Annotated in this window: 25 protein-coding genes; 8 read left to right on the top strand and 17 right to left on the bottom strand. The window is 38.0% G+C overall.

The annotated features are described in order from the left end of the window. Positions 1 to 276 precede the first annotated feature (276 nt). Positions 277 to 2,427 carry a glucosaminidase domain-containing protein gene (locus MKX69_RS02210; protein ID WP_114635063.1) on the top strand — a complete coding sequence of 717 codons (2,151 nt, stop codon included), beginning with the start codon at positions 277 to 279 and terminating at the stop codon, positions 2,425 to 2,427. Positions 2,428 to 2,478: 51 nt separating this feature from the next. On the opposite strand, the gene MKX69_RS02205 is transcribed toward MKX69_RS02210, so the two are convergent. From MKX69_RS02205 to MKX69_RS02160, 10 genes are all read right to left on the bottom strand, one after another. Further along, the gene (locus tag MKX69_RS02205) at positions 2,479 to 3,519 is read right to left on the bottom strand and encodes an aldose epimerase family protein (RefSeq protein ID WP_114635064.1); all 1,041 of its coding nucleotides are present in this window, start codon (positions 3,517 to 3,519) and stop codon (positions 2,479 to 2,481) included. A 276-nt stretch (positions 3,520 to 3,795) separates the two neighbouring features. Then, on the bottom strand, positions 3,796 to 5,598 hold the full coding sequence (locus MKX69_RS02200; RefSeq protein WP_341008597.1) for an ABC transporter permease: 1,803 nt from the start codon (positions 5,596 to 5,598) through the stop codon (positions 3,796 to 3,798). A 13-nt stretch (positions 5,599 to 5,611) separates the two neighbouring features. Further along, positions 5,612 to 6,364 carry an ABC transporter ATP-binding protein gene (locus MKX69_RS02195; RefSeq protein WP_002286304.1) on the bottom strand — a complete coding sequence of 251 codons (753 nt, stop codon included), beginning with the start codon at positions 6,362 to 6,364 and terminating at the stop codon, positions 5,612 to 5,614. A gap of 8 nt (positions 6,365 to 6,372) precedes the next feature. Beyond that, a complete protein-coding gene (locus tag MKX69_RS02190) occupies positions 6,373 to 6,735 on the bottom strand; it encodes a YxeA family protein (protein ID WP_002286306.1) in 363 nt (120 codons plus the stop codon). A 175-nt stretch (positions 6,736 to 6,910) separates the two neighbouring features. Next, the gene (locus MKX69_RS02185; protein ID WP_002319206.1) at positions 6,911 to 7,783 is read right to left on the bottom strand and encodes an SPFH domain-containing protein; all 873 of its coding nucleotides are present in this window, start codon (positions 7,781 to 7,783) and stop codon (positions 6,911 to 6,913) included. 25 nt (positions 7,784 to 7,808) lie between these two features. After that, the gene (locus MKX69_RS02180) at positions 7,809 to 8,321 is read right to left on the bottom strand and encodes a DUF5348 domain-containing protein (protein WP_002339568.1); all 513 of its coding nucleotides are present in this window, start codon (positions 8,319 to 8,321) and stop codon (positions 7,809 to 7,811) included. A 137-nt stretch (positions 8,322 to 8,458) separates the two neighbouring features. Further along, entirely contained in the window at positions 8,459 to 9,250 is a 792-nt protein-coding gene (locus MKX69_RS02175) for a DUF4097 family beta strand repeat-containing protein (protein WP_002322196.1), read from the bottom strand. Positions 9,251 to 9,304: 54 nt separating this feature from the next. Continuing rightward, the gene (locus MKX69_RS02170) at positions 9,305 to 9,913 is read right to left on the bottom strand and encodes a DUF1700 domain-containing protein (protein ID WP_002286313.1); all 609 of its coding nucleotides are present in this window, start codon (positions 9,911 to 9,913) and stop codon (positions 9,305 to 9,307) included. Further along, the gene (locus tag MKX69_RS02165) at positions 9,906 to 10,223 is read right to left on the bottom strand and encodes a PadR family transcriptional regulator (protein ID WP_002286315.1); all 318 of its coding nucleotides are present in this window, start codon (positions 10,221 to 10,223) and stop codon (positions 9,906 to 9,908) included. The genes MKX69_RS02170 and MKX69_RS02165 overlap by 8 nt, the downstream gene beginning before the upstream one ends. 155 nt (positions 10,224 to 10,378) lie before the next feature. Then, positions 10,379 to 11,107 (bottom strand): DUF554 domain-containing protein, encoded by a 729-nt coding sequence (locus MKX69_RS02160; RefSeq protein ID WP_002294613.1) that lies wholly within the window; start codon positions 11,105 to 11,107, stop codon positions 10,379 to 10,381. Between the two features lie 158 nt (positions 11,108 to 11,265). Between MKX69_RS02160 and MKX69_RS02155 the strand changes: the two genes are divergently transcribed. Further along, a complete protein-coding gene (locus tag MKX69_RS02155) occupies positions 11,266 to 12,147 on the top strand; it encodes a LysR family transcriptional regulator (protein WP_002339567.1) in 882 nt (293 codons plus the stop codon). Positions 12,148 to 12,380: 233 nt separating this feature from the next. On the opposite strand, the gene MKX69_RS02150 is transcribed toward MKX69_RS02155, so the two are convergent. Then, the gene (locus MKX69_RS02150) at positions 12,381 to 13,424 is read right to left on the bottom strand and encodes a HAMP domain-containing sensor histidine kinase (protein ID WP_002339566.1); all 1,044 of its coding nucleotides are present in this window, start codon (positions 13,422 to 13,424) and stop codon (positions 12,381 to 12,383) included. Between the two features lie 2 nt (positions 13,425 to 13,426). Beyond that, complete coding sequence (locus MKX69_RS02145) at positions 13,427 to 14,095, bottom strand: response regulator transcription factor (protein WP_002297412.1); 669 nt, start codon at positions 14,093 to 14,095, stop codon at positions 13,427 to 13,429. Between the two features lie 141 nt (positions 14,096 to 14,236). Here MKX69_RS02145 and MKX69_RS02140 point away from each other — a divergent pair, with 141 nt between their 5' ends. Beyond that, a complete protein-coding gene (locus tag MKX69_RS02140; protein ID WP_002319201.1) occupies positions 14,237 to 16,573 on the top strand; it encodes an ABC transporter ATP-binding protein/permease in 2,337 nt (778 codons plus the stop codon). Between the two features lie 114 nt (positions 16,574 to 16,687). Here MKX69_RS02140 and MKX69_RS02135 read toward each other — a convergent pair whose 3' ends face one another. After that, positions 16,688 to 16,990 carry a hypothetical protein gene (locus tag MKX69_RS02135; RefSeq protein ID WP_002286327.1) on the bottom strand — a complete coding sequence of 101 codons (303 nt, stop codon included), beginning with the start codon at positions 16,988 to 16,990 and terminating at the stop codon, positions 16,688 to 16,690. Between the two features lie 188 nt (positions 16,991 to 17,178). On the opposite strand from MKX69_RS02135, the gene MKX69_RS02130 reads away from it, so the two are divergent. From MKX69_RS02130 to lpdD, 3 genes are read left to right on the top strand one after another with little or no spacing between them, the layout of a single operon-like run. Further along, positions 17,179 to 18,654, top strand: a complete 1,476-nt coding sequence (locus MKX69_RS02130; RefSeq protein WP_002339564.1) for a UbiD family decarboxylase — start codon at positions 17,179 to 17,181, stop codon at positions 18,652 to 18,654. Between the two features lie 46 nt (positions 18,655 to 18,700). After that, complete coding sequence (locus tag MKX69_RS02125) at positions 18,701 to 19,285, top strand: UbiX family flavin prenyltransferase (protein ID WP_002293209.1); 585 nt, start codon at positions 18,701 to 18,703, stop codon at positions 19,283 to 19,285. A gap of 1 nt (position 19,286) precedes the next feature. Further along, complete coding sequence (lpdD, locus tag MKX69_RS02120) at positions 19,287 to 19,706, top strand: prenylated flavin chaperone LpdD (protein ID WP_025478230.1); 420 nt, start codon at positions 19,287 to 19,289, stop codon at positions 19,704 to 19,706. A gap of 280 nt (positions 19,707 to 19,986) precedes the next feature. On the opposite strand, the gene MKX69_RS02115 is transcribed toward lpdD, so the two are convergent. The 3 genes from MKX69_RS02115 to MKX69_RS02105 form a co-directional block, all read right to left on the bottom strand. Next, a complete protein-coding gene (locus MKX69_RS02115; RefSeq protein WP_002286335.1) occupies positions 19,987 to 20,271 on the bottom strand; it encodes a DUF1905 domain-containing protein in 285 nt (94 codons plus the stop codon). 108 nt (positions 20,272 to 20,379) lie between these two features. Further along, positions 20,380 to 21,090 carry a DUF4811 domain-containing protein gene (locus MKX69_RS02110; RefSeq protein WP_002286342.1) on the bottom strand — a complete coding sequence of 237 codons (711 nt, stop codon included), beginning with the start codon at positions 21,088 to 21,090 and terminating at the stop codon, positions 20,380 to 20,382. Further along, complete coding sequence (locus MKX69_RS02105; RefSeq protein ID WP_002319556.1) at positions 21,087 to 22,559, bottom strand: MDR family MFS transporter; 1,473 nt, start codon at positions 22,557 to 22,559, stop codon at positions 21,087 to 21,089. The genes MKX69_RS02110 and MKX69_RS02105 overlap by 4 nt, the downstream gene beginning before the upstream one ends. A gap of 137 nt (positions 22,560 to 22,696) precedes the next feature. Between MKX69_RS02105 and MKX69_RS02100 the strand changes: the two genes are divergently transcribed. Next, positions 22,697 to 23,170 carry a MerR family transcriptional regulator gene (locus MKX69_RS02100; protein ID WP_002286344.1) on the top strand — a complete coding sequence of 158 codons (474 nt, stop codon included), beginning with the start codon at positions 22,697 to 22,699 and terminating at the stop codon, positions 23,168 to 23,170. Between the two features lie 152 nt (positions 23,171 to 23,322). On the opposite strand, the gene MKX69_RS02095 is transcribed toward MKX69_RS02100, so the two are convergent. Continuing rightward, positions 23,323 to 23,874, bottom strand: a complete 552-nt coding sequence (locus MKX69_RS02095; RefSeq protein WP_002286354.1) for a PadR family transcriptional regulator — start codon at positions 23,872 to 23,874, stop codon at positions 23,323 to 23,325. Positions 23,875 to 23,978: 104 nt separating this feature from the next. Between MKX69_RS02095 and MKX69_RS02090 the strand changes: the two genes are divergently transcribed. Then, positions 23,979 to 24,509, top strand: a complete 531-nt coding sequence (locus tag MKX69_RS02090) for a phenolic acid decarboxylase (protein ID WP_114635018.1) — start codon at positions 23,979 to 23,981, stop codon at positions 24,507 to 24,509. Positions 24,510 to 24,660: the final 151 nt, after the last annotated feature.

Genomic DNA, 24,660 nt, shown 5'->3' with positions numbered 1-24,660 from the left:
TTTGTGATACTTTCCAAACTTTGGTATAATTTACATATGCATAACCATTTTTATCCCCACTTGTTTATCCCCAAACAAAGGTGGTCTATGCAATAAAATGAACGTCAAAGAAAAACGAATGAATGCTCGTTGCTTATTTACAAATTGTTTTATTTAGAATACACAGACAGATTTATGAAAAGAAAAAGCTTTTCGACACGATTATCTGTTCCAAAAAATGTCTAATGAATGCTGAATAAGACAGAAAATCAATGAAAGGAAAAGGACTAGTTTATTATGAAAAATAAAAAAACGATACGTTTGCTAGCTGCTACTTGGCTGATTGCTCCGTCTGTTTTGTCGACCAATACCGTATTTGCCGTAGATAATCAAACAGCTGGTCAAACAGTCACAACAGATACGACTACATCCAGCTCAGCTACTAGTGAAACAACGGATTCTTTTACAGAAGACCCAACTGGAACAACTAACTCAACAACAGGATCGACCGAGCCAACTGAAATTGATCCGGCTGATCCATCAGAAAATGAAAAGCCAGCCGAGACATATTCCCTTACAATTGCTCCTTCTTTGATTGGTAAGATCCAACTGACTGCTTCGACAGCGGATTCCCCTGAACAGCAACCTTTGGATATTACGGAAAGTGGAACGGTAGAAGGTTTATCAGCGGAAACGAAGGTAACTTACACTATTACGCCAGCTGAAGGTGAACAAATTGCTTCAGTCGCTGTTAATGGTGCCAAAGAAGTAAATTATGATGCAAAGACCTTTACAGTAGGTACGAACAATTTATCTATTACTGCAGAATTTGAACCTGTACCGGATACTTCAACAGAGAAACCAACTGATCCTAGTGAAGAAGTCCCTAGTACACCAGATCCGGAAACGCCAAACAAACCAGATGTGGGTAATAACAACAATAACAACAATAATAATGGTTCAAATAATTCAAACAATAATAACAATAATTCGAACAACGGGAATTCTTCGAATCAAACAAACCCATCTGGATCGAATAACAATGGAAATACTCAGAGAGAACCAAACCATCCAAACAATGGTTCATCGAATGGCGGAACGAACAATGCTTCATCTCGTCCAAATACAGCAAATCAAAGCGGTATAGAGAATCCATCTTCTGCTTCTTCTGATTTTGTTGTAAAATCACCAATTGATGCTGTATTGCCTACAAATACAACGAATGTCCAACAAGCAATCGTTCGAGAAGCATTCGAGCATCTTGGAAAACCATATGTATGGGGAGCAAAAGGTCCAAATACTTTTGACTGTTCTGGTTTGATTTATTACGTATATATGAAAGCAACCGGTCATTATATCGGTGGCTGGACAGGCGAACAGCAATATGCAGGTACGCAGATTCCAGTAAGTCAGGCCCAACCTGGCGATCTCGTCTTCTGGGGACCTTCTTCCGGTGTTACTCACCATGTAGGTATCTATATTGGGAACGGACAATTTATCCATGCGCCCCAACCAGGAGATAAAGTTCGAGTAACTTCTATTTCAGATTTCACGCCTGATTTTGCTGTCCGAGTAAACTTAGCAGGTTTACCTGCTGCTTCAGGCTCGCTAACTGGTTCATCTATTTTAGATGGATTAGATGGCTCGTTCCATTTCAGTCAAAACCAAACAACTGATCAGTTCTTGAAAAAGATTGCAGATGATGCACAGGAAATCGGGCAAAAAGAAGGAATCTACGCATCAGTCATGATGGCTCAAGCTATCCTTGAAAGTGGATCTGGAAACAGCTTATTATCAAGCGAACCAAATCATAACCTTTTTGGTATCAAAGGATCATATAATGGAAGCAGCGTGACCTTCAATACACTTGAACAAGATAGTTCCGGACAAAGCTACCAAATCCGCGCACAATTCCGTAAATATCCTTCTTACAAGGAAAGTTTGGAAGACTATGCCGACTTGATCAAAAATGGACTGACTGGCAATCCTGATTTCTACAAACCAACTTGGAAGTCGGAAACAAAAGACTACAAAGAAGCAACCAAATATTTGGAAGGAAGTTATGCTACAGATCGCCAATATTCACAAAAATTGAACGCGATCATCGAAGCGTACGACCTGACAAAATATGATGAACCGAAAAAAGAAGCAGCAACAACTGAAGAAGCAAACGCTGAAATCCTCAATATGTCTAAGCGATTCGATGTGCCAATCAAATGGACAACAGATGGCGTGCCAATCACAGGATTAGAATTTTCAACGATAAAACGCGTCAACAACGCTTCTTCCATCTTCCGTGTCGCTTCAATCTGGGATTTGTGGAACAATTTTACGGCAAGACAGATACCAGAAACAACTACTCGTACAGTTAAAGCTGCAACTGTTCCTGTACTAACCTTGTTAAGTTTAGACAAATCATTCTGGCTTGATCTGCCTTTAAAGAAATAGAATAAATTAAAAAGGGGATGTGACACTGTCACACTCCCTTTTTAATTTATTCTATTTCTTTATATTTATTTTGTATTCCGTTACAAACTCGCGTACTTGGTTAGGTTCCAGAGTGACATCTCCAAAACTTTCAAGTCGCTCCGCTCCTGGCAGTTCTTGAGTCTCAAATGTGATACCGCCATGATTTACTAATTTATTCCCGCGCATTTCCGGTCCATCTTCTCCAAAATTTGCTGTAAAAATCACGATTCCTGAAGCACCTGTTTTTACTTGGATCGATACTTTTTCATCTGGGCTTGTCAATTCCGCAGCATTTAGTAAACCAGATTGTTTTTTCAACAAAAATGGATGATCGATACCGCCCACTATCATTGATTGGCGAAAATCACTGGCAAAGACCTCACCTAATTTTTTAGGACGTTGGAAGTCAAATGCTGTGCCACTTACTGAAACTACTTCTTCTGTAGGCGTTGTATCTTTATTGAGCGTAGCAAATAATCGGCTATTCAACCAAAGTATATGTTCGTCGATTGACTGTGCTGGATCACCGGTTAAATTGAAATAGACATGATTTGTAGGATTGAATACTGTTTTGCGGTCACTGATCCCTTGGACCGTCACTCGCCATGTATCATCGTTCGTCAGCGTATACCGTACTTCTACATCTAAAGTTCCAGGAAATCCGTTTTCCATATCTGGGCTAGTCTGATAGAAAATGACCGATGCTTCGTTTTCACCATTGATGACTGTATAATGCCACTGCTTGGCTTCAAAGCTAGGTGCACCACCATGTAAACAATGACCAGTGTCCGGGTCTGTTTTTACTTCGAACGTTTCATCATCTAATTTGAATGTGCCATTCGTAATCCGTCCAGCCATACGTCCGATTGAAGCACCGATATAAGGGTCTTTTTCTAGATATTCTTTTGCTTCATCAAAACCTAAGATCAACTCTCGTTTTTCATTATCGATTATTGTTTGAAAATGAACAACCCGTGCCCCAAGATCACTGACAGACAAAGATGTCCCATTTTGATTCGTGATCGTAATCAAGTGATAGTTTTCGCCAAAATTTTGTTCATTGATTTCCATGTTCCTTGCACCCTCTTTTCTTTCATTTGCACTGATTCCAGTATACATGGAAACCGTTTTCTTAACAGCTTATTCCGTGAGTAACGAGAAAAAATTTACTATATTTTAATAAAAGACCGTGAAAAAAAGGTTGTGACAAAAATATTGTCACAACCTCTTTTTCCGAACAAACGGTGTTCAAAAGCTTGCATCTGCGGTAATAAGCCCAACCAAACGAAAAATATGAGGAGCTATTTTTGCTTGGCTGTTCTTATTACTTGATGCAGGACAGCTTTTTCACAATCTCTTTTTCAATACGATTCCAGTATATAACCATGTCGTCAGTACATAGTAGATGAAATACAATACGAAGAAGATCGTAAACGGAACCCAAATATCTTTGTATGGATTTTGCATGAATAGACTAAACATTTGTAATCCGAATAAGACATGGACTACACCTAAGATTCCTGGTGCTAAGAATAACACGCCTACTTCTCTACGGATCGATTGTTTAAGCAACCCGCGTCGTGTTCCTATCTTTTCAAGCATTTCATAACGAGCAATGTCACTCTTGCTTCCTGACAAGATCTTGAACATCAAACAGCTAGCAAGCATGGTCAAGAAAGCTAAACCTAGGAAGAATCCCATAAATTCAAAACCAGAGAATAGACAATTATACACTTCATACATTTCATATTTCTGGTTGCTGTACTCTACTTTTTGCAAAGATGGATTGTTCATTTTATTTTGAGCAACAAGTGTTTCGATTGGTTTCAGGTTTGCTTGGAAGTCTTTTACCTGAACTAGCTGTAAAGTGGATTGTGGCAAGTTCAGTTGATCAAATTCTGATTGACTGACTACCTTGATTTCTTTTTCTTGCTGTTCCGGCAATTCATAGCTTCGAAGTTCCTCTTGTACAGTCAGTTCATTCATTTTTTCAGCAGGAACTTTTTCTTTCGTGATCTTCGGCGGTGTTCCATCTTCATGTTTTATCATGATCAATGGTTGAGCCGCAAATTCACTTGCATTATAGTAAATCGTTCCCGCATCTTCTTTTTGAGTATAAGAAGCAGAAAGTGTTGGTGAAAGTTCTTTGATTTTTTGCTGATCTTCTGCCCGAGGATTATTCATCACTAGATCATATCCAGAATTGTTTTCTGTCAAGTCTGCAATTTCATTTTTAAAACCTAATCCTACCGTCAAAGCGCCCAGTGCCAAGGCAAACAGCATAGCGACCATTGAGAGCATTTGTGTATATTCACGAATACGAAAGTTTAACTGTGACAATGTGAAATTGTTCAATTTTTTCAATGAAATCTGTTCTGATTTCTTTAGTAATGATAAAAAGAAAATGATCACAGAATGGAAAATGAAATAAGTTCCTAATACGATCGTAACTAAGGCTACCCCTATACCAAAGACTTGATAGGTCCCCACGTGTTTCATCATATAGTAACCGCAGCCTAGAAAAGCAATCCCCAGTACTACTTCAAGGAAAAACAAGAATTTATGCTGCTTGATTCTTGTTGGTGTCTGATCCGCACGAATCAATGCTAATATCGGTTTTTTGACAATAGAAAAAGCATTGACAACAGCAGCTAATAAAAACAAAACAGCAAAAAACAAAACAGTGATCAACAACCCGTGAATACTAAAAGGTGTAAAATGCGAAATATTGAGATCTAACTGATCCACTAATAATCGGTGGACGATACTTGTCAATCCTACACCGACAGCTGAACCCACTAAAGTAGCTGCGATCCCTACTAAGAATGTTTCAGAAAAAATCATCTGTGCGATTTTTCTGCCTTTTGCTCCTAGCATCATAAACATTGCATAGTCTTTTTGCCGCATCGTCATCAAAAAGGAATTTGCATATAAAATATAAACGAATGTGATGATCCCTAGTAAAACAGAACCGAATCGGAAAATGATAACTGTAGCCGCAACGATCGTATTACTTTTCAAAAAAGCTTCGTTGCTTGCCATTGATTCAAACATGTAAAAAATAGCAGATGCCATAACTAATCCTGAGAATAACACCAGGTAGTCTCTTAAACGGCTCTTTATCCCAGTAAGTGATAATTTCCAAAGCATAGTCAATCTCCCCCTACTGTTCCAAGTTTCCAAGAATAGATAGTATTTCTCGATAGAAGGAATCACGGCTTTGATCTCCACGTTTCACTTCTTGATGGATACCGCCATCCTTGATGAATAAAATACGTTGGCAATAACTTGCAGAAAACGGATCATGCGTCACAAGAAGAATCGATACATGATCTTTTGTATTCAATTCGTCCATCGTATCTAAAAGATCCCGGGCACTTTTGGAATCCAGCGCACCTGTAGGCTCATCCCCTAATAGAATCGTTGGTTGTGTGATCAATGCACGTGCGGCGGCGACCCGTTGTTTTTGTCCACCGGAAATCTCAGAAGGATAGCTTTCCAAAATATGAGAGATGGATAAACGTTCTGCAATTTTTTGGACACGTTGCTTGATTTCTTTTGGTCTGACGCCTTGTAAAGAAAGAGGAACAGCGATATTTTCTTGTGCTGTCAAGCTTTCTAATAAATTAAAGTCTTGGAAAATAAAGCCAATCTCATTCGCACGAAAATCTGCTAGTTGATTTCCTTTTAATGTAGTCACATCTTTTTGATTGATTCGGATATGCCCATCTGTTGGTTTATCTAATGTGGATAAAATATTCAAAAGTGTCGATTTACCAGAACCAGAAGCGCCCATGATCCCAATAAATTCGCCTTTTTCTACATCGAAGCTGATGCCGCTTAATGCTTGCGTCTTTTTCTCATTGTTTTTTCCGTATACTTTTGTTACATTCTGTACTTCGACTATTTTGTTTATTTCTTTCCCTACCCTTTAATTAGTTTTTCCAGTGCTGTTTTCGGCACGTCTTTTTTTTCGACTTCTTCATACGAAGTGACACCTTTATTTTTGTTCCAGGTGATTTTTAAATATGCTCCTTTACGAAGCGGTCGAGTCAATTGTCCCTTGAAGTCCAGTTCTTTTTCCTTACCCTCTTTCGTATAGCCAGGCAGGATATATCTATAGTTGACTGTTTCTTGTCCAGAGTCTGATTTTGAAACTGTTTTTGTACCATCTGTCGTAATTTGTACATAGTATTCTTCTCCACCCATAACTACGTAATCTGCGATTTTCACCCCTGCAAGTACCACAACGATGAAAACAAGTAGACCGATCAGAAGTTTTTTCACTTTTTCCCCTTCTCTCTTACTTTATATACTGATTATAGAAAAAAGCGAACAATTCTGCCTTCGAATCAACTATCATTCTTCTTTCAATTTTGTCATTTTCTTTAAAACAACTAAAAAAAGAGTTCAAGACAATAATCCGTCCTAAACTCCTTCTTCCTATCTTACAAAAAGTATGTCACTTACGGTCTTTCATGTCGCCTGTATTGATAACAGGTTGCGTTCCTTTGTCTGTAATGATTGAGACAAGTAAATTATTGATCAATTGGACTTTCCGATCATCGGTGAAATTGATTTCTTGTCCATCTTCGATTTGCTCTAAGGCCATTTTAGTGATCGTGACAGCTCCTTCAACAATGGTTTGTCGAGCAGACAAAATGGCTTTTGCTTGTTGACGTTGGAGCATGGCACTAGCGATTTCTGTTGCATAGGCTAAATGGTTCAAGCGTGTTTCGATTACTTCGACACCTGCTACTGCTAAACGCTCTTGCAGCTCTTTTTGCAACTCGTCAGACACTGCCGTCGTGTTTCCTCGAAGCGTCAAATCATTCTCATTGAATGTATCATACGGGTATTGGCTAGCGATATGCCGAATGGCTGTCTCACTTTGGATTTCTACAAAATCTTGATAATACGCTACATCGAATAATGCCTTTGCTGTATCAACGACTTTAAAGACTACTACTGCTGAGATTTCGATGGGGTTTCCATCCAAATCATTGACTTTTAAAACAGAACTATTGAAATTCCGAACTTTCAACGAAACAGTCATTTTTTGTGCCAAAGGTATCGTAAGGAAAAAGCCATTTTCTCGAATCGTACCTAAATATTGTCCAAAAAACAAAATTACTTTTGCTTGATTAGGACTGACTACAGTTGCCGAACTTAACAACAATAACGTGATCAACCAAAGAAAAATACTTAAAAAAAGTGCCCAAACTTTCGCTTGCCACATGCCTAAATAGAAGAAAAACAATCCAACTAAAGCTAATACGACCAATCCGACAATCCCTGCATAACCATTGATATAAAATGCTCTTTTTTCTCTCATACTACTTCCTGCGCTCCTTTATCCTTCAATAAATATCTAATGTTACTTTTTTAATTTTTTTTCGAATACGCGCCATTACACCTTCTAGTTCTAACTCTTTGTCTTCAGTGATGTACCAACCGCTTGCCTGTGTCCCTCCGGCTGCCTGCGGTAAATAATCCAATTTTGTTCGAACCCAGTGCTTTTCTTCTGTAAAATAGTCTTCTACCAAGACCTCTAGATCCATCCCTGCTGAAAGAGGCAAATCTTCCCGAACAGATTTAAAGATAAATCGTTCCTTCTTCCCATCATACTTCAATATTCCTGTATCGATAATCGGTAAAGAATAATAATCCAGCTCTTTCTTCACCGTCAATAAATGTTTGAAAACTTCATGGTACACTTGCTCTAATTGGCGACCTTCTGAATTGTTCGGGTAATTAACCATCACTTTTTCTTTGTCTGGATCATAGAAGGTTTGGCTTAGTTGAGTGATATAAGTATGTAATCTTTCCATTTCTGTCTTTAACTTTTCTCTTTGACCTTCTTCTACCTTCATATACTCTTTCACCCTGTTTTCTTTTTAGATATTTTCTTTCTTATTTTACTATAGTTATGTGCGTTAAGCGATGAAAAACAGCAAAGATTGGAAGGATCTTTGCTGTTTTTTCTTAAAATATCCAGTTGAGTACAGGATCAATCTGTTTCATTGTCCTCTTGATCCGTCGTAATATTGATCGATGTGTCTTTAGCAGTGATCTTTAGCTTTTTCTGTCCTTGTTCTAACAAAGTATTTGTTATTGGCTGGTAGTCTTTTTCAATATAAGATTCACCAGACGTTTGGATAGTATAGCCACTGTTTTCCATCTCATGCAAAGATAAATTACCACCGTTTAGGATGACTTTTCCTTCTTTGCTGATCAAACTGTCTTCTAGATGGAAGTTGCTGTTTTCACCTGTGACGATCAAGTTATCCACATTGGCCTCATCTAGTCGAAGTGAGCCTAATTCATCTTTCGCAGTTATTGTTCCTCCTGTAAATTCATTGAACGATACCCAGCCATCATGTGTCTTAGTATTCACTTTTTTGATTGATACTTCGTTGATATCAATTGCACTATTATTCCCTTCGATTGTCAATTCAGATAATTCATGATCTGCAGGGACAACAATAGTGATTTGTGCACTTGTGTCTTCTAAACTAATGATTGCACCTGTTGATTTTTTGACTGCATTCACAGTCAACACGCCATTTTTCTCCTTTATTTCTGGCTTTTCTGTCTTATCATAAGTCGTTTTTATCTCAAAATCCAATCCGCGTATGACCGAAACTGTTTGATTTTCTGCATGGATGACGATTTTGTTTGCATCCTTGATTTTTTTTGTCTCAGTAACCATATCGATCAATCGAGGACCATTATCCCAAGTCAGACTCTTTTGAGCGCCTAATGTATAAGTTGCACCTGCTAGGAGGCCACCAGTAAGCATCAGACCAATACCGGTAATCAAAAAATGTTTCAATCTCAATTTATGTGTCCTCCTTCAAACGCCCGCTGAATGCAGATCTCTTTTTGTAATAAAACGTCGTCCCATCCATTTAACAAAGTTCATCATGACATAAAAAAGCCCTTTTGTTCCTTTCAGCAACAGTGGCGAAATAAATACTGCGCTTCCTGTGGCGAACAGACCGACACCGATAAAGAATAATCCACTCAGAATCGATTGTCCAAACACACTTATTCCTGATATGATCATGAATAGGCCAACACCTAAGATACTGATACATAAAACATAGATACTAAAAATGAGCGCTAGTAAAGCAACCAATAGTCCCCCAATAACCAATATAAACCCCAGTGCTAGTGGAATGAGGACAGGAGAAGCAAATAAACCGATAATGATTAACCAAATCAGGCGAATTTGTCTTTTTGGATTTTTCACTAACTCGTTTTCTGCTTGTTCTTCTTCTGAAAAGTAACTGATTTTTAATTTTAAGGCAAACTGCTTTGGTGTACCATATTCATCAATGATCTGATCTAATGTTTTTCCAGAATCTAAAAAATATTCCTCATAATACTGGATCAAATCAAAACGATCGTCTTCAGGAATTTCTTGAAGATGATCCACAACTTCATTCAAATATTCATTCATTTGTGCTCTCCTCCAATAACCGGTCTAAAGAATCTCGAAAAACAATCCATTCATCAATAATTTCTTCTAAATGACGACTTCCCATTGGTGTCAACGAGTAATATCGACGGTTTCTGCCTTCAAAAGGTTCATCATAGGTCTCAAGATATCCTTCTTTTTTCAATCTTCTCAAAACCGGATATAGTGTAGATTCACTGACAGAGAGACTTTCTTGTACGATTTTTGTTAAGGCATACCCATACATATCTTCCTTGCTTAATGCTGCTAGCACAGTACCATCAAGAAGAACAGTTGGAATCTGGATGTGCATTACGTCACCTTCTATTCTCAAGTGTAATATTTTATTTCAATCTATATTATACAACATATAATATAGTTTCAAAATTAGTTTGTCAAATACAAAAAAACTGACTAAAAGATTTGATCCTTTTTAGTCAGCAAAAAATGGCTTCTCTTTGATTTTTATTATAACAGTGGCATAATCCAATTTGTCCACATCCAGCTCAGTGGCATGATAACGATCATTGCAGGTATCATGTCAGCTACTGGGAACATTTTCACGTTGATCATTCTAAAACCGGTAGCGACCATCAAGAATCCGCCGCAAGCTTTAAAATCTAAGATCATGTCTGGTGTAGTCAATGGATAAATAAATTTTGCCAATAAGAACAAAATATAAAAAATAATGAATTGGGGAATTGCTATCACAGAAACGACATACCCTAAATTACACGCAAAAATAGCTGCTGTGAAAAAATCAAGGACAGATTTAGAAATCAAAATCGTACTGTCTCCTGTCATCCCAGAATCTAAACTTCCATAGATCCCCGTACCACTTGCACAAAATAGAACAATGACCGTCACTAATGTACTGATAAATTCATCGTGGGTCATACCAAGCTTTTCACTAGGGAAGATTTTAGAAATAGGTACTTGCATCAGCGCAGCCCCCTTATTTATCCCATTACCTAAATGAACAATCAGACCAATCGCTGTTCCTATCACTAAAGCAAAAATAACAGCCGGCATATTTTTCATCGGCGCAATGGAATAGATTCCCATCCCCATCGAACACACACCAAAAACCATCGTCAGCTGTGCTTTAAAATGTTCACTTAATTTATTTCCTACTAATCCGCCAATTAGTCCGCCAAGCAAAACGGAACCTACATTGATCAAAACTCCAGTTGGCATCAAAAAACTCCTCTCTTTTTCTACGAAGCGAAAAAAATCAGAAAAATTTCTGTAATTATTGCTTTCGCTGCAAGAAAGATTGTAACAGACAGAGAAGATTACACCAATTCATTTTTTGTGTTAAAGTATTCTTTATTGGAATAAGTAGGAGGAATATGATGGATATCCATAAATTCGAAGTTTTTCTTGATTTAGCCGAAACAATGAATTTCACCAAAACTGCTGATCGACAATTCACCACCCAAGGAAATATTTCTAAACAGATTCTTTCGTTAGAAACAGAATTAGACGTCAAATTATTCGAACGCGCCCATAGAAAAATCGAATTGACCGAAGCTGGAAGCTTATTGCTCCCATATGTAAAAAATGTCGTAGAACAATACCATGCTATGCAAGAAGTGCTTGAAACCTATACGAAAGACAACAATCTTTCATTAAATATCTTAACGATACCGACAATGATCAATTATAAAGGTTTTTCCAAAATCACCGACTTTTTGAAACGCCATCCTGAATTTACAGTCCAGTTGAAAGAAGTGGAAAGTGTCGAATTAACTTACAATGACGCCAATGAACATAGTGACACGATCCACTTTGCTAGAAGTTTCCAGGCCCCGCCGAGTTCGATTGAGTGGTTGCCTACTGAAACAGACGATTTTGTAGCAGTTCTACCTAAAAATCATCCTTTAGCTAGTAAAAAGAAATTGGATCTAAGCGAACTGAAAAAGGAGAACTTTTTGCTCCTTGGCCCCACTACGAACTTGTATCAACCTGTACTAGATCTGTGTCGCAAAGCTGGATTTGAACCAAAAATCTCTTATAAAGGAGCAAGAATCGACTTGATCATCAATATGATTGCAAATGACATGGGGATTGCTATTGTTATGGAAAAAACAGTCAAAAATCTGTTAAAAGAAAATACTGTGATCCTCCCCATCTCTCCAACAAAAGAAAGTTATCTCGCATTTACGCGTAAAATCGGTGAACATTCTTTGGCTTCAGACACATTTTGGGAGTATTTGAGACAAGAAGAGAACTAAGCCCTTCATTTTCTGTCTATCTATCCATCCAAAAAGAGAGCGACTCATGACTTTCGCTCTCTTTCTTGCATCATATCCTTGTTTCAATAACACCTCTAACATTTCTCGTAGTTCAATAGGAAAGCAGCGATTTTTATGCCAAAAGAACCGTAAGAACATTTCCCTAATCACAAAAAACGACTAAAAACCCCTAAAAATCTTCAATAGAATTTTTAGGGGTTTTATTCTTTTTCCTATTGTTTACTTAACCGTATCATTGCTGTCGTTCCTACTCCTTCGATACTGCTATAATCAATACGTCCATCATGCAGTTCTAGAATTTTTTTGACCAGTGAAAGTCCTAGCCCATTCCCAGAAATTTGACGACTTGTATCTCCTTGATAAAATTTTTCAAACATTCGATCTTTGGTCTCTTCATTCATTCCTACACCTGAATCAGTCACTTCCAGTACAATCTCTGTGGCTGTCTCAAATAGTTTGATATGAATCTTTCCATTGACTTGATTGTACTTTATGGCGTTATCCATGATATTCAGCCACACTTGGTACAAAAACTCTTCATTACCTGTATAGTTTACTGCAGCAAGTTCGATATCCAATTCTAGCTGTTCTTTTTCCCATTTAGGCTGCAAAAAAACGATTACTTCTCTGATTTGTTCATCTAATCGATACTCTTTCTTTTCCAGTTGGATACGCTGGTTTTCCAGTTTGTTCAATTTTAAAATGTTCTCTGTTAATTGTGAAAGCTGCGTGATACTTTCGATGACCCGATATAAAAATATTTGGCGTTCTTCGTCAGAAAGATTTGGGGCTTGTAACAATTGAACATATCCTTGGATTGTTGCTAGTGGTGTTTTGAATTCATGGGATACACTGGACACAAAGTCATTCCTCAGTGTCTCGATACTATTGAGTTCTTGGACCATAACGTTGAAATCTTTATACAGTTGCTGTACTTCTGCTACTTTCTGCTGTTCATCCATTCGAATCGAAAAATCTCCCGTTGCTACCAGACTCATATTTGTCCCTAGCGCACTGATTGGATGCAGGATACGCCGCCCAACAAAAATCGATATTCCTGTACCCACGACCATACTGAACCCCGCAAAGACGAATAACGGGTATAACGTTGGTTTTCCAGCCGATTCAGCAGGCGAGATAGAATGTCGAGACAATAAGAAAATAAAACCAAGAAAACACAGCAGTGTTACTAAGATCGAAATAAATACGATACTAGCAAAATAGATCCATAATTGTGAAAATAGCTTCTTTTTCATCTTTAAATAACCGCCTTATAGCCTAGTCCCCGTACTGTGATGATTTGAAAATCTTCTGTCTTTTCAAAACGGGTCCTTAAACGTTTGATATGTACATCGATCGTTCGTTCTTCTGTATTCGTGTCTAATCCCCAAATATCGTCCATCAACTGCTGGCGAGTGAAAATCTTGTTTGGATAAGACAGTAATTTATACAGAAGCAGAAATTCTTTTTGAGGCAGAATAAAAGAATGCTGATTTTGTACCACTGTATAAGTATCCAGCTCTAATTTTGTTTGCCCAATCGTCAAGATACTGCTGTAATTGATTTTTGAACGTCGAAGCAATGCTTCCACACGCAGGATCATTTCATTGACATCGATGGGTTTTGTCATATAATCATCTGCACCTAATTTGAATCCACGTTTCTTGTCCTCGAAATCAGCCTTTGCTGTAATCATCAGAACTGGCATGTCGAATCTGGCGTTACGTAATGATCCTACCAAGTCATAGCCATCCATTTCAGGCATCATGACATCTGTAATGATCAATTCTATATGTGTCGCTTCTAGTTTTTTCAGCGCATCCTCTCCATTCAGTGCGGTGATGACTGAAAAGCCCGCTCGTTCCAACACAGAACGGTAAAGCAACTGTAATTGCGGATCATCTTCTACTACTAAAATACGATTCATTGATCTCCCTCTGTTTTTTGAAAAATTTCTAGATTTTTTCTTGTAGTTCATCTTCAGTTAACATTTATTTCGTATACTACGATCATTGTTCTGATATACTTATTAGTATACCGAATATTTCAATACGGGAGAAGGGTGATTATGCTTCAATTAAAAGATATAAAAAAATATTATAAAGTCGGCGAAACCACCACCAAAGCATTGGATGGTGTGTCTGTCGCTTTCAGACAAAAAGAATTCGTAGCGATTTTAGGTCCTAGTGGTTCTGGTAAAACGACTATGCTGAATGTGATTGGTGGACTAGATAATTATGATTCCGGTGATATGGTGATCAATGGAAAGTCTACTAAAGACTTTAAGGACAGTGACTGGGATGCCTACCGAAACAACTCTATCGGTTTCATTTTTCAAAGTTACAACTTGATTGGTCATCTAGGCATTATTGAAAACGTTGAGCTTGGGATGACATTAAGTGGTGTTTCTAAAGACGAAAAACGAAAACGGGCAGAAGATGCATTGCACCGGGTCGGCTTGACAGATCATATGCATAAAAAGCCAAATCAGTTATCTGGTGGACAAATGCAGCGAGTGGCCATCGCTCGAGCACTAGCCAATGACCCAGATATCCTTTTGTGCGATGAACCAACCGGAGCGTTAGATACAGAAACAAGTATCCAGATCATGGAATTGATCCAAGAGTTATCGAAAGAAAAATTAGTGATCATGGTCACACATAATCCTGAATTGGCCCATCAATACGCAGATCGGATCATTGAATTTTCTGATGGTAAGATCTTAACAGATTCCCATCCTCACATCGAACGACCAAAAGATGATCAATTTAACTTACGCAGAACAAAGATGAGTTTTTGGACAGCGTTGAAGCTTTCCTTCAACAATATCCGAACAAAAAAAGGACGTACTTTCTTGACCTCCTTTGCTTCCAGTATTGGGATCATCGGAATCGCGATCGTTCTGTCCCTTTCTTCTGGATTCCAAAAACAAATCGATAACACGCAAGCTGAAACGATGGCGAAATTTCCGATTACTATTTCTAAGGTAACGACTAACCAGACTCGTGACGATGCCGGATTGGGTGCAAGCAAAGCGGATTATCCAGACAGCAAAACGATTACTGCAAAAGTCAGCGAAGAAGATAAAGCACAGCACACGAATAAGATTGATCAAACATACGTCGATTACGTAACAGACATCGATCCTAACTTAAGTAATAATATCGGATTTACCCGTACTACAGGAATCAATCTTTTACGTGATGTAAATGGCAAAGTACAGCCTGTCAGCTTCTCGAATCAAAATCCTGATACGGAATCTCTTTCTTTATCTAGTACGATGTCAACAATGACAGGTGTGGGAGTGTCAAGTTTCCCTACACAGCTTGACACTAGCAAAGAAAACTTTTTAAAAGACAATTATTCTTTACTTGCCGGAAGTTATCCAGCCTCAGCAACAGATGTCGTGCTGATCGTAGACGGCAATAATAATACTAATATCAACGCATTGAAGAATCTTGGATTTGATGTGAAAGAAGACGAAAAACTTGATTTTGATGATATCGTTGGTACAACATTCAAATTAGTAAACAACAATACTTACTATACAAAACTTCCAACTGGGAATTTTATCCCTAATACAGATTATGATGCGATGTATCAGAATGCTTCTGATGAATTGAAGATCTCGGGGATCCTACGCGTGAAATCTTCTTCTACAATGAATCTCTTATCTCCAGGAATCGCTTATAGCGATCAATTAACGACTCAAATCGTCAACGAAAACAAAGAATCAGAAATCGTCAAAGCTCAAAGAGACAGTGATGTAAATGTCTTAACTACTGAAAAAGTTGACGAAAATGCCAAACAAACATTGCTTAGTTATTTAGGTGGAGACAGCTTGCCTTCAAGTATCATGATTTATCCGAACAATTTTGAAGACAAAGAAAAGATCTTGGATTATCTAGATGATTACAATAAAGGCAAATCAGATGAAGATAAAATCATTTATACTGATTTAGCTGGAACGATGACTGAACTGACTGGCGGATTGATGGATGCTATCACTTATGTCCTTATTGCTTTTGCAGGGATCTCTTTAGTAACAAGTATGATCATGATCAGTATCATTACTTATACATCTGTGATTGAACGGACAAAAGAAATCGGTGTACTAAAAGCTTTAGGTGCACGTAAAAAAGACATCACTCGCGTATTTGACGCAGAAACGTGTATTTTAGGTATTTCTTCTGGGATATTAGGTGTGTTTATTGCATGGCTAGCTACGTTCCCTATCAATAGCATCTTATACAACATGACGGATCTAAAAAATGTTGCTCAACTAAATCCTGTCCATGCGATTATTCTAGTGATCGTCTCTACTATATTGACGATGCTTGGCGGTCATCTTCCTGCACGAATGGCAGCGAAAAAAGACGCCGCTATCGCTTTGCGTGCAGAATAAGGTTGTGACAACCACATTTATATTTGAGTCATAAGAGCGCTGAAATAGTAGAAAACAGCAAGAAACGAGGAAGTAATATGTTCCTTGTTTCGCGCTGTTTTTTTTAATTATTTTTTATAATTCTGGTATACTTTTCTTTCCTTTGTACCACAACTCTTCTGGCGTATACCTGTCTTTTCCATTTATGAATACTGTTCCATCTGCTTCAATCGTTACTTCAGTCCCAATCCACATATTACGAGAAAGTGCGAGAAGATTTTTTCTTTTTCCTCTTCCTTTTTTTCCAAATTGCAAGGCATCGGTTATCTCTTCTGTCCAATGAGATTTCACGTATTTTACTTCTCCGTTTTCAAATGTAACTTTCAAAATATTCGCTATATTTTCCACTTTTACTGCTTTAGGAAATGACTCCTCCATTTTTTCACTTTCCTTCTGTTAATTTTAAGTATACGCTTTCTTTTAGTGATAAGTATATCATAGTTTATTCTATTATCAAAAAAACGCATCCATTCCATTGTAGAATACTTTACCGAACAAGTTGAATTGTTTTCCTCTTTTTCACCTTTTACTATAGATAGGTAAAGACAACTAAGGAGGAATCTCTCATGACAGATCAACCGTATGATTTAAGAAAAGTCATCGAAGAACTAAAAACACTTCCAGGTCAATATCACGAAACAGATATTGAAATCGATCCTGAAGCAGAATTATCTGGTGTTTACCGTTATATCGGTGCTGGCGATACAGTAAAACGTCCGACTCAAGAAGGACCAGCTATGACTTTCAACAATATCAAAGGTTTCCCCGGCACACGTGTGAACATCGGAACAATGGCTAGTCGTAAACGTGTAGGTGAAATTTTGCACCATGATTATCGAACACTTGGTCGTTTCTTGAAAGACGCTGTAGAAAATCCAATCAAACCTGTGAAAGTAGACAAAGCAGACGCTCCAGCACAAGAAGTCGTTCATCTATCTACCGATGCAGACTTCGATATTCGCAACATTTTGCCTGCACCTACAAATACTCCTGAAGATGCTGGTCCATACATCACAATGGGTGTAGTCTTAGGATCAGATCCAGAAAAAACAATGAGCGATGTAACGATCCATCGTATGGTTCTAGAAGATAAAGATACGATCGGTATGTACATCATGCCTGGCGGACGCCACATTGGTCACTTCCAAAAACAATTCGAAGCCTTGAATAAACCAATGCCTATCACTATCAATATTGGTTTAGATCCAGCAATTGCCATTGGCACGACTTTCGAACCACCTACCACTCCACTTGGCTACAATGAACTATGGTGTGCAGGAGCTTTGCGTAACGAACCTATTCAAATCGTTGATGGTATAGCAGTCGATGAAGTGGGTATTGCTCGTGCTGAATTCATTATTGAAGCAGAAATCATGCCAAATGAAACAATGCAAGAAGATATCAACACGAACTCAGGAAAAGCAATGCCAGAATTTCCTGGCTATACTGGGGATGCTAATTCAGCTGTACAAGTAGTGAAAGTCAAAGCAGTTACTCACCGAAAAGACAATCCAATCATGCAAACAACGATTGGTCCCAGTGAAGAACACGTATCTATGGCCGGTATTCCTACAGAAGCAAGTATTCTTGCCTTGGTCGATAAAGCTATTCCAGGAAAAGTAGTAAATGTCTACAATCCTCCTGCAGGTGGTGGTAAATTGATGACCATCATGCAAATCCGTAAAGAAAACGAAGCGGATGAAGGTATTCAGCGTCAAGCAGCTATTCTTGCTTTATCAGCCTTCAAAGAATTGAAGACAGTCATTTTAGTCGATGAAGATGTTGATATTTTCGACATGAACGATGTAGTTTGGACTTTCAACACTCGTTTCCAAGGAGATAAAGATATCATCGTGATCCCAGGAATGAGGAACCATCCATTGGACCCATCAGAATTACCAGAATATAATCCTGGCTCTATTCGTTTCCGTGGGATGAGTGCAAAAACTATCTTTGACGGTACAGTTCCTTTCGATATGAAAGAACATTTTGTACGTGCAAAATTCCAAGAAGTAAAAGATTGGGAAAAATATTTGAAATAATGAATGATCTGCAACTGTTTTGACATCATAAAAAGGAGTGCGGAAAATGGAACAATTGGCACAACGGAAGAAAAAAATCGTGATTGGTGTAAGTGGCGCTTCAGGCACCATTTATGCCATCAACCTAGTGAAGAAACTAAAAGAATATCCGATGGTAGAAACACACGGAATCATCAGTCCATGGGCAAAACAGAACTTAAAGCTGGAATCCGACTTATCACTAAATGAATTCGAAAGCCTGTTTGATTACCATTATTCAAACAAAGATTTAGGTGCTGCTGTCGCCAGCGGATCATTTTTGACCGATGGAATGATCATCGTACCGGCAAGTATGAAAACAGTCGCAGGTATCTCTGTTGGTTTAGGCGACAACCTGATTGCACGTGCTGCTGATGTAACAATGAAGGAGCAACGAAAGTTAGTTATTGTTCCTCGTGAAACGCCATTAAATGCCATTCACTTGGAAAACTTGACTAAATTAGCACGACTAGGTGTGCAAATCATACCACCGATCCCTGCTTTTTATAATCAGCCTCAAACGATCCAAGATCTTGTTGATCACCATACAATGAAACTTTTGGATCAATTTGGGATTGTAAATGAGCATTCAAAACGTTGGCAAGGTGATTAATATGGAAAAAGAAACGATAGTTGAAGTAACAAAACTAGGTTTCACGATCCAAGCTGCTGTTAAAGTAATTGGTAAAGACTTATTGATTACTTTAACAGGCGGAGATACACCACATATCGGAACAGTCACTACATTTTCTCGTAATACAGAGATGCAAACTGTACGTTTCCCTAGCCACGATGGTCGGTTCCATAAAGACGATGTCTTAGCCGAAAAAATAGCTGTGATCATCAAAACTGCCGTTCCGGGAAGTTGTACGATCACTTCCGGTATCCATGTTGACCATATCTCCAATGCACAAATCAACGCCTCTTTTCCGATGTCAGAAGAGTTAGGTTACAAGATTTTAGATTGGTTGGAAAAAATAGATTTCCATATCAAAGAACCAGTTTATTATAAAGATGGTGAAAAACCATTATGAAAGAAGAGGTTGTGAAATCAGCGTTATGACCTGAGTATGAGAGAAAAAAATGGAAAAATAGCTTCTCATATTTTGCCGTTTTTGAGCTAATACCGAGGGACAGCTGATTGAACGCCGTTTATCAAGAGGTTGTGATAAAGCCGCTTCGTTTCGAGTAGTAAGAAAAATTTTGTAAACATGGGTTTCCACATTTTTGCATAAATTTGACTTACTACCGAGAAACTGGCTTTTGAACACCGTTTATCAAGAGGTTGTGACACGTCTTTTGTCACAACCTCTTTTATTTTTGCTTCACTGTAACTGCTACAATATCACCGATTTCTTTACCGATGTTTTTACGAATATCTTTTCGTAGTCCAAGGATGTAGCAGACTGAACCATCTGGATTTTTCACACCCATATTCACGATACTGCCTTCGTACGGCACATTGTCAAAAGTTGCTTGGACTTTAACTCTTCCAGCACCGAATTCTTTTCTTATATCATACGGAAAAATAATATATGCCCCGCCCTTGCCGACTTCGGAAGCATAGATTTTTGATTCAAAAGAATAAATTTCCCTCATTTTATTTCTCCTATTTTTTACATCTAGTATAGCATAGCAAAAAAAAGAAGGAACTGTGACAAAAGTCTTGTCGCAGTTCCTTTTTTCGAATAAACGGTGTTCAAAATATTATTCGCCTTTTGCTTCTTTCACTAATTTTGCGAATGCTTGTTGTTGGAATTCAGCAGCTAAGGCTTTCGTACGTTGTTCTTGCTCTGCTTTGCTCATTTTTGGATTTTCAGTCATTGCTTTTACCATACCGTCTTGAACATAAGCTTTTGCTTCACTTTCCATCGTACTTTGCTGTTTCTTCACTAATTCAGCTAACTTGGCTGCTTGGTCCGTACTTAATTCTACCCATGTCTCTGGGATTTTGAATGTATTCACTCGGCTGTCATATTCGTGATTGTTATCAGCAATATTGAACCAGAATTTATACATGTCGTTTTTGTATTCCCAATAAGTAGTTTTCGTCACTTTTTCAGCATCGCCGTCTGTCTTTTCTACTTTATTTGTTTCGTTATCCGTACCAGTTGCTTTTGGTTTTTCTTGTTTTTCATTTGTTCGGTAAAGATACACTTTTTCTTTTCCATTCCCTAAAGCTTTATACAAAAGCATATCTGCTCCTTGGGAATCAGCACTGGAAACAATTTTTTCTGTTTTTGTTTCCGTTACTTTTTCCATTCCAAAGTGATTGGACAAATTAGCGACGATCAAACTTAGTGAAGCGACGAAGATTAGTCCGAAAATCAAAGATAAAAAGGTTTGCCATGTTTTTTTAGCGAACACGTTCGTTAAAGCAAAAGCAAGCAAGCTGACAATCAAAACTCCAATAATCATGCATTATCCCCCGCTTTCGTTAGAACAGGTTCTTTTTTCTTCAATAAAAAGGCAATAATAAAGCCAAGGATCCCAAAGATGATCGCTACGATAAACGCGGCATGGTAACCTGACAGTGTGGCATTGATTGCCTGATCTTTATAAGCTAATGGTGTATTATCCAATACAGATTTGCTTGGGATATTTACTTTTGTCACATTCGTCAACACACTGATCAAAATAGCTGTACCAATCGAGCTTGCGATTTGACGGAATGTATTATTTACCGCTGTCCCGTGACTGATCAAGTTATTTGGCAATGCATTCATACCAGAAGTCGTTACCGGCATCATGACCATGGAGATCCCAAACATACGGATTGCATAAAGGATCACGATATATAAAACTGGAGTCGTTTTTGTCAAGAAAGCAAATGGTGCAGTTGCGGCTGTCAAAATGAACATCCCTGTGATGGCTAAACGTTTCGCGCCATATTTATCGAAAATCGCACCCGTAACAGGCATCATAGCCCCCATGATCAATGCACCCGGCAACAACATCAAGCCAGAATGGAATGCTGATTCTCCACGAATATTTTGAATATACAATGGTACGACCATTTCTGCCCCTACCATCGCCATATTTGTTACACCAGCTAAAACAGCGGCAATCGTGAATGTAGATGATTTGAATACGCGAAGTTCCAAGAATGGATGTTCCAAATGTAATTGACGCCATGAAAACAATGCGATGAAAATCACACCAACAACTAAGAAACCAATTACTTTCAAGCTTCCCCAGCCGTCATCTCCTACACTAGAAAATCCGTAAAGCAAACTACCGAATCCAATCGTTGATAAAATAGCGGATAAAATATCAATGCTAGGATTTGACAATGGAATAACGCTCTTCATTAGGAAGAATGCTAAAACCAAGACAAGAACAACGATTGGCAGTACCATACCAAACAAGTCACGCCAATGGTAGTTATCAATGATATAACCAGATAATGTAGGGCCTAAAGCAGGAGCAAGTCCAATAACGATCCCTGACATCCCCATTGCTGATCCTCTTTTTTCTGGCGGGAAAATAGATAGCATGATATTTTGCAATAATGGCATCGATACTCCCACACCGCAAGCTTGGATCAAGCGACCGATTAGTAATGTACTAAAATTAGGTGCTGTAAAGCAAGTAATTGTTCCGATCAAAAAGATCGTCATGGCAGAAAGATATAAATTTCTTGAACTGAATTTATTGATCAGCCATGCTGTTATTGGGATCATGATCCCGTTGACTAGCAAGAAACCAGTCGTTAACCATTGCACATCAGACGCTGAAATATCGAAAGCTTTCATCAATGTAGGAAAAGCTGTCGTCAATAAGGTCTGATTCAAAACGGTACAAAATGTACCAATTAATAAGACAACAACTAAAAGTGTCCGATTATATGGTTTTCCGTAAATATCTACGGGTTGGTTGTTACTCATATTTCTCCTTCTTTCTGAATTTTTTCTGAAACTACTAGAATACTTTAGTCCTAAATTCGCTATTTGTCAACCTACTTGACACATAAGTTAATACGGATATAATTAAGGGAAGCAAGAGGACAAAAGGAGTGACAAAAATGGTTGGGGCTTCCCTTAAACGTTTGTTGGAAAATGATCAATTGGTTGTTGGCATCAGTGAATTAAGTGATATCGTAGGTGTGTCTCCACGTCAATTAAGGTATTGGGAACAAAAGGGATTCATTCGTTCGATCGAAGCTGATGCGAATTGTCCTAGAAAATATCGTTTACCTACAGTCATAAAAGTAGAACTGATCAAAAAATATTTAGATGACGGATTTACTTTGTCAAAAGCTGCAGAAAAGGCAGAAATCCGCCAAAAGAAAATGCACCATGTCCGTAAAGTTTTTTCAAAAGCAATCAAAGATATCGAATTGATCGACGAACGCTATACGATTTTACAAATTGGTAACTTCAAAGAAGAGAATGCTAAGATGTACATCATTCATGACAACGAGACAGACGAATTAACTTACAAGCTCCTTCCTGTCGATGAAAAAGCTGACTACGAACAGCTGTTAAAAGAACTCTAAACGCCACTAATCTCCTAAGTACCAAGCTTTTTAATAAGTAGATGCTACATAAATACTTGAAAAAAGGCCTGTTTGAACATAAGAATATCCGAACGGTGATCTGCGTTTCTTTCATATAGAAAGGAATTCTCCATCACTGTTCGGATATTTTTTTATTTTTTTCGGTTACTTTCTTCTAATACATCTGTTAGCCAATTTGCATATTCTGTTTCCCGATTGATCGCATGCGCTAAAATCAGGTAGTGTCCGTAATTTTCATGTTTTTCTTTTTCAGTAGGAAAGATCGTTTTTTTTCGCTCTAATAGATGAAGTCGTTTTTCTTCATGAAGGTCACGCTGCTGCTGAATAATTTCTACTAATGCCGGATCATTCACGTCTTTGACGAAATACAATTTCAGAACAAATTCGTCTCGATTAACCGGTAGTTCATTGGTGGGTGTATGAATCCACTCTGCCAATTGTTCCTTCCCTTCTTCTGTTAATTCATAAACTTTCTTTTCCAATTTTTCACCTGTGATCTCTACTTGATGCTGAATGATTCCTTGCTCTTCCATTTTTGCAAGTTCAGGATAAATCTGACTATGTTTTGCTTGCCAAAATTCTCCTATTTCATTTTTGAACGATTGATTCAATTCATATCCTGTCATCTTCTTCTTACTTAATAACCCTAACAAAATATATCGAAGTGTATTTTTTCTTGCCATCAGTTTTCCCTCCTTGACAAATCTTTAAATCCATTCTATCATAAATGAGTAATCGAAAACATGTAGTTTATTACATGTTTTAATTTATAAGGAGATGCTTAAACATGAAAGAATTTAAAGAATTGGAAGATTTTATTGGAACTCACTTTATCTATACGTATGATAATGGTTGGGAATATGAATGGTATGCCAAAAATGACCATACTGTTGATTACCGTATCCATGGCGGAATGGTCAAAGGCCGTTGGGTAAAAGACCAAGAAGCTGATATCGTTAAATTGACGGACGGCGTATTCAAAATCACTTGGACAGAGCCAACAGGGACAGACGTGGCATTGGACTTTATGCCAAATGAAAAGAAACTTCACGGAATGATCTTTTTCCCTAAATGGGTTGAAGAACAGCCAGAAATCACTGTTACTTTCCAAAACGAACATATCGCAGAAATGGAAGCAGCTCGTGAAAAATATGAAACTTATCCAAAATTACTTGTTCCTGAATTTGCTACTATCACTTATATGGGTGATGCAGGTATAGACAATGAAGATGTTATTAGCGAAGAACCATACGATGGAATGCCAGATGATATCCGTAGCGGAAAATATTTCGATGAAAATTATAAACGAGTAAAATAAGGTTGTGAAAGAGAGGTTGTGAAATCAGCGTTCTGACCTGAGTATTAGAGAAAGAAACGGAAAAATAGTTCCTCATGTTTTGCCGTTTTTTGAGCTAATACCGAGGGTCAGCTGATTGAACACCGTTTATCAAAGGTCGTAACAACTGCAT

Source organism: Enterococcus sp. FSL R5-0957 (assembly GCF_038008005.1).
Classification (GTDB): domain Bacteria; phylum Bacillota; class Bacilli; order Lactobacillales; family Enterococcaceae; genus Enterococcus_B; species Enterococcus_B faecium.
The sequence above is the reverse complement of the archived record's forward strand: the minus strand, read 5'-3'. Positions and strand labels throughout refer to the sequence as shown.

What these genes read in the sequence shown, in the direction of transcription:
- MKX69_RS02160 (WP_002294613.1), bottom strand. Translation starts at nt 11,107, where the DNA reads ATGCCAACTGGAGTTTTGATCAATGTAGGTTCCGTTTTGCTTGGCGGA.
- MKX69_RS02170 (WP_002286313.1), bottom strand. Translation starts at nt 9,913, where the DNA reads ATGAATGAATATTTGAATGAAGTTGTGGATCATCTTCAAGAAATTCCT.
- MKX69_RS02175 (WP_002322196.1), bottom strand. Translation starts at nt 9,250, where the DNA reads ATGCTTACTGGTGGCCTCCTAGCAGGTGCAACTTATACATTAGGCGCT.
- MKX69_RS02150 (WP_002339566.1), bottom strand. Translation starts at nt 13,424, where the DNA reads ATGAAAAAGAAGCTATTTTCACAATTATGGATCTATTTTGCTAGTATC.
- MKX69_RS02135 (WP_002286327.1), bottom strand. Translation starts at nt 16,990, where the DNA reads ATGGAGGAGTCATTTCCTAAAGCAGTAAAAGTGGAAAATATAGCGAAT.
- MKX69_RS02180 (WP_002339568.1), bottom strand. Translation starts at nt 8,321, where the DNA reads ATGAAGGTAGAAGAAGGTCAAAGAGAAAAGTTAAAGACAGAAATGGAA.
- lpdD (WP_025478230.1), top strand. Translation starts at nt 19,287, where the DNA reads ATGGAAAAAGAAACGATAGTTGAAGTAACAAAACTAGGTTTCACGATC.
- MKX69_RS02210 (WP_114635063.1), top strand. Translation starts at nt 277, where the DNA reads ATGAAAAATAAAAAAACGATACGTTTGCTAGCTGCTACTTGGCTGATT.
- MKX69_RS02125 (WP_002293209.1), top strand. Translation starts at nt 18,701, where the DNA reads ATGGAACAATTGGCACAACGGAAGAAAAAAATCGTGATTGGTGTAAGT.
- MKX69_RS02200 (WP_341008597.1), bottom strand. Translation starts at nt 5,598, where the DNA reads ATGCTTTGGAAATTATCACTTACTGGGATAAAGAGCCGTTTAAGAGAC.
- MKX69_RS02140 (WP_002319201.1), top strand. Translation starts at nt 14,237, where the DNA reads ATGCTTCAATTAAAAGATATAAAAAAATATTATAAAGTCGGCGAAACC.
- MKX69_RS02185 (WP_002319206.1), bottom strand. Translation starts at nt 7,783, where the DNA reads ATGAGAGAAAAAAGAGCATTTTATATCAATGGTTATGCAGGGATTGTC.
- MKX69_RS02205 (WP_114635064.1), bottom strand. Translation starts at nt 3,519, where the DNA reads ATGGAAATCAATGAACAAAATTTTGGCGAAAACTATCACTTGATTACG.
- MKX69_RS02145 (WP_002297412.1), bottom strand. Translation starts at nt 14,095, where the DNA reads ATGAATCGTATTTTAGTAGTAGAAGATGATCCGCAATTACAGTTGCTT.
- MKX69_RS02105 (WP_002319556.1), bottom strand. Translation starts at nt 22,559, where the DNA reads ATGAGTAACAACCAACCCGTAGATATTTACGGAAAACCATATAATCGG.
- MKX69_RS02155 (WP_002339567.1), top strand. Translation starts at nt 11,266, where the DNA reads ATGGATATCCATAAATTCGAAGTTTTTCTTGATTTAGCCGAAACAATG.
- MKX69_RS02100 (WP_002286344.1), top strand. Translation starts at nt 22,697, where the DNA reads ATGGTTGGGGCTTCCCTTAAACGTTTGTTGGAAAATGATCAATTGGTT.
- MKX69_RS02110 (WP_002286342.1), bottom strand. Translation starts at nt 21,090, where the DNA reads ATGATTATTGGAGTTTTGATTGTCAGCTTGCTTGCTTTTGCTTTAACG.
- MKX69_RS02130 (WP_002339564.1), top strand. Translation starts at nt 17,179, where the DNA reads ATGACAGATCAACCGTATGATTTAAGAAAAGTCATCGAAGAACTAAAA.
- MKX69_RS02090 (WP_114635018.1), top strand. Translation starts at nt 23,979, where the DNA reads ATGAAAGAATTTAAAGAATTGGAAGATTTTATTGGAACTCACTTTATC.
- MKX69_RS02095 (WP_002286354.1), bottom strand. Translation starts at nt 23,874, where the DNA reads ATGGCAAGAAAAAATACACTTCGATATATTTTGTTAGGGTTATTAAGT.
- MKX69_RS02165 (WP_002286315.1), bottom strand. Translation starts at nt 10,223, where the DNA reads ATGCACATCCAGATTCCAACTGTTCTTCTTGATGGTACTGTGCTAGCA.
- MKX69_RS02115 (WP_002286335.1), bottom strand. Translation starts at nt 20,271, where the DNA reads ATGAGGGAAATTTATTCTTTTGAATCAAAAATCTATGCTTCCGAAGTC.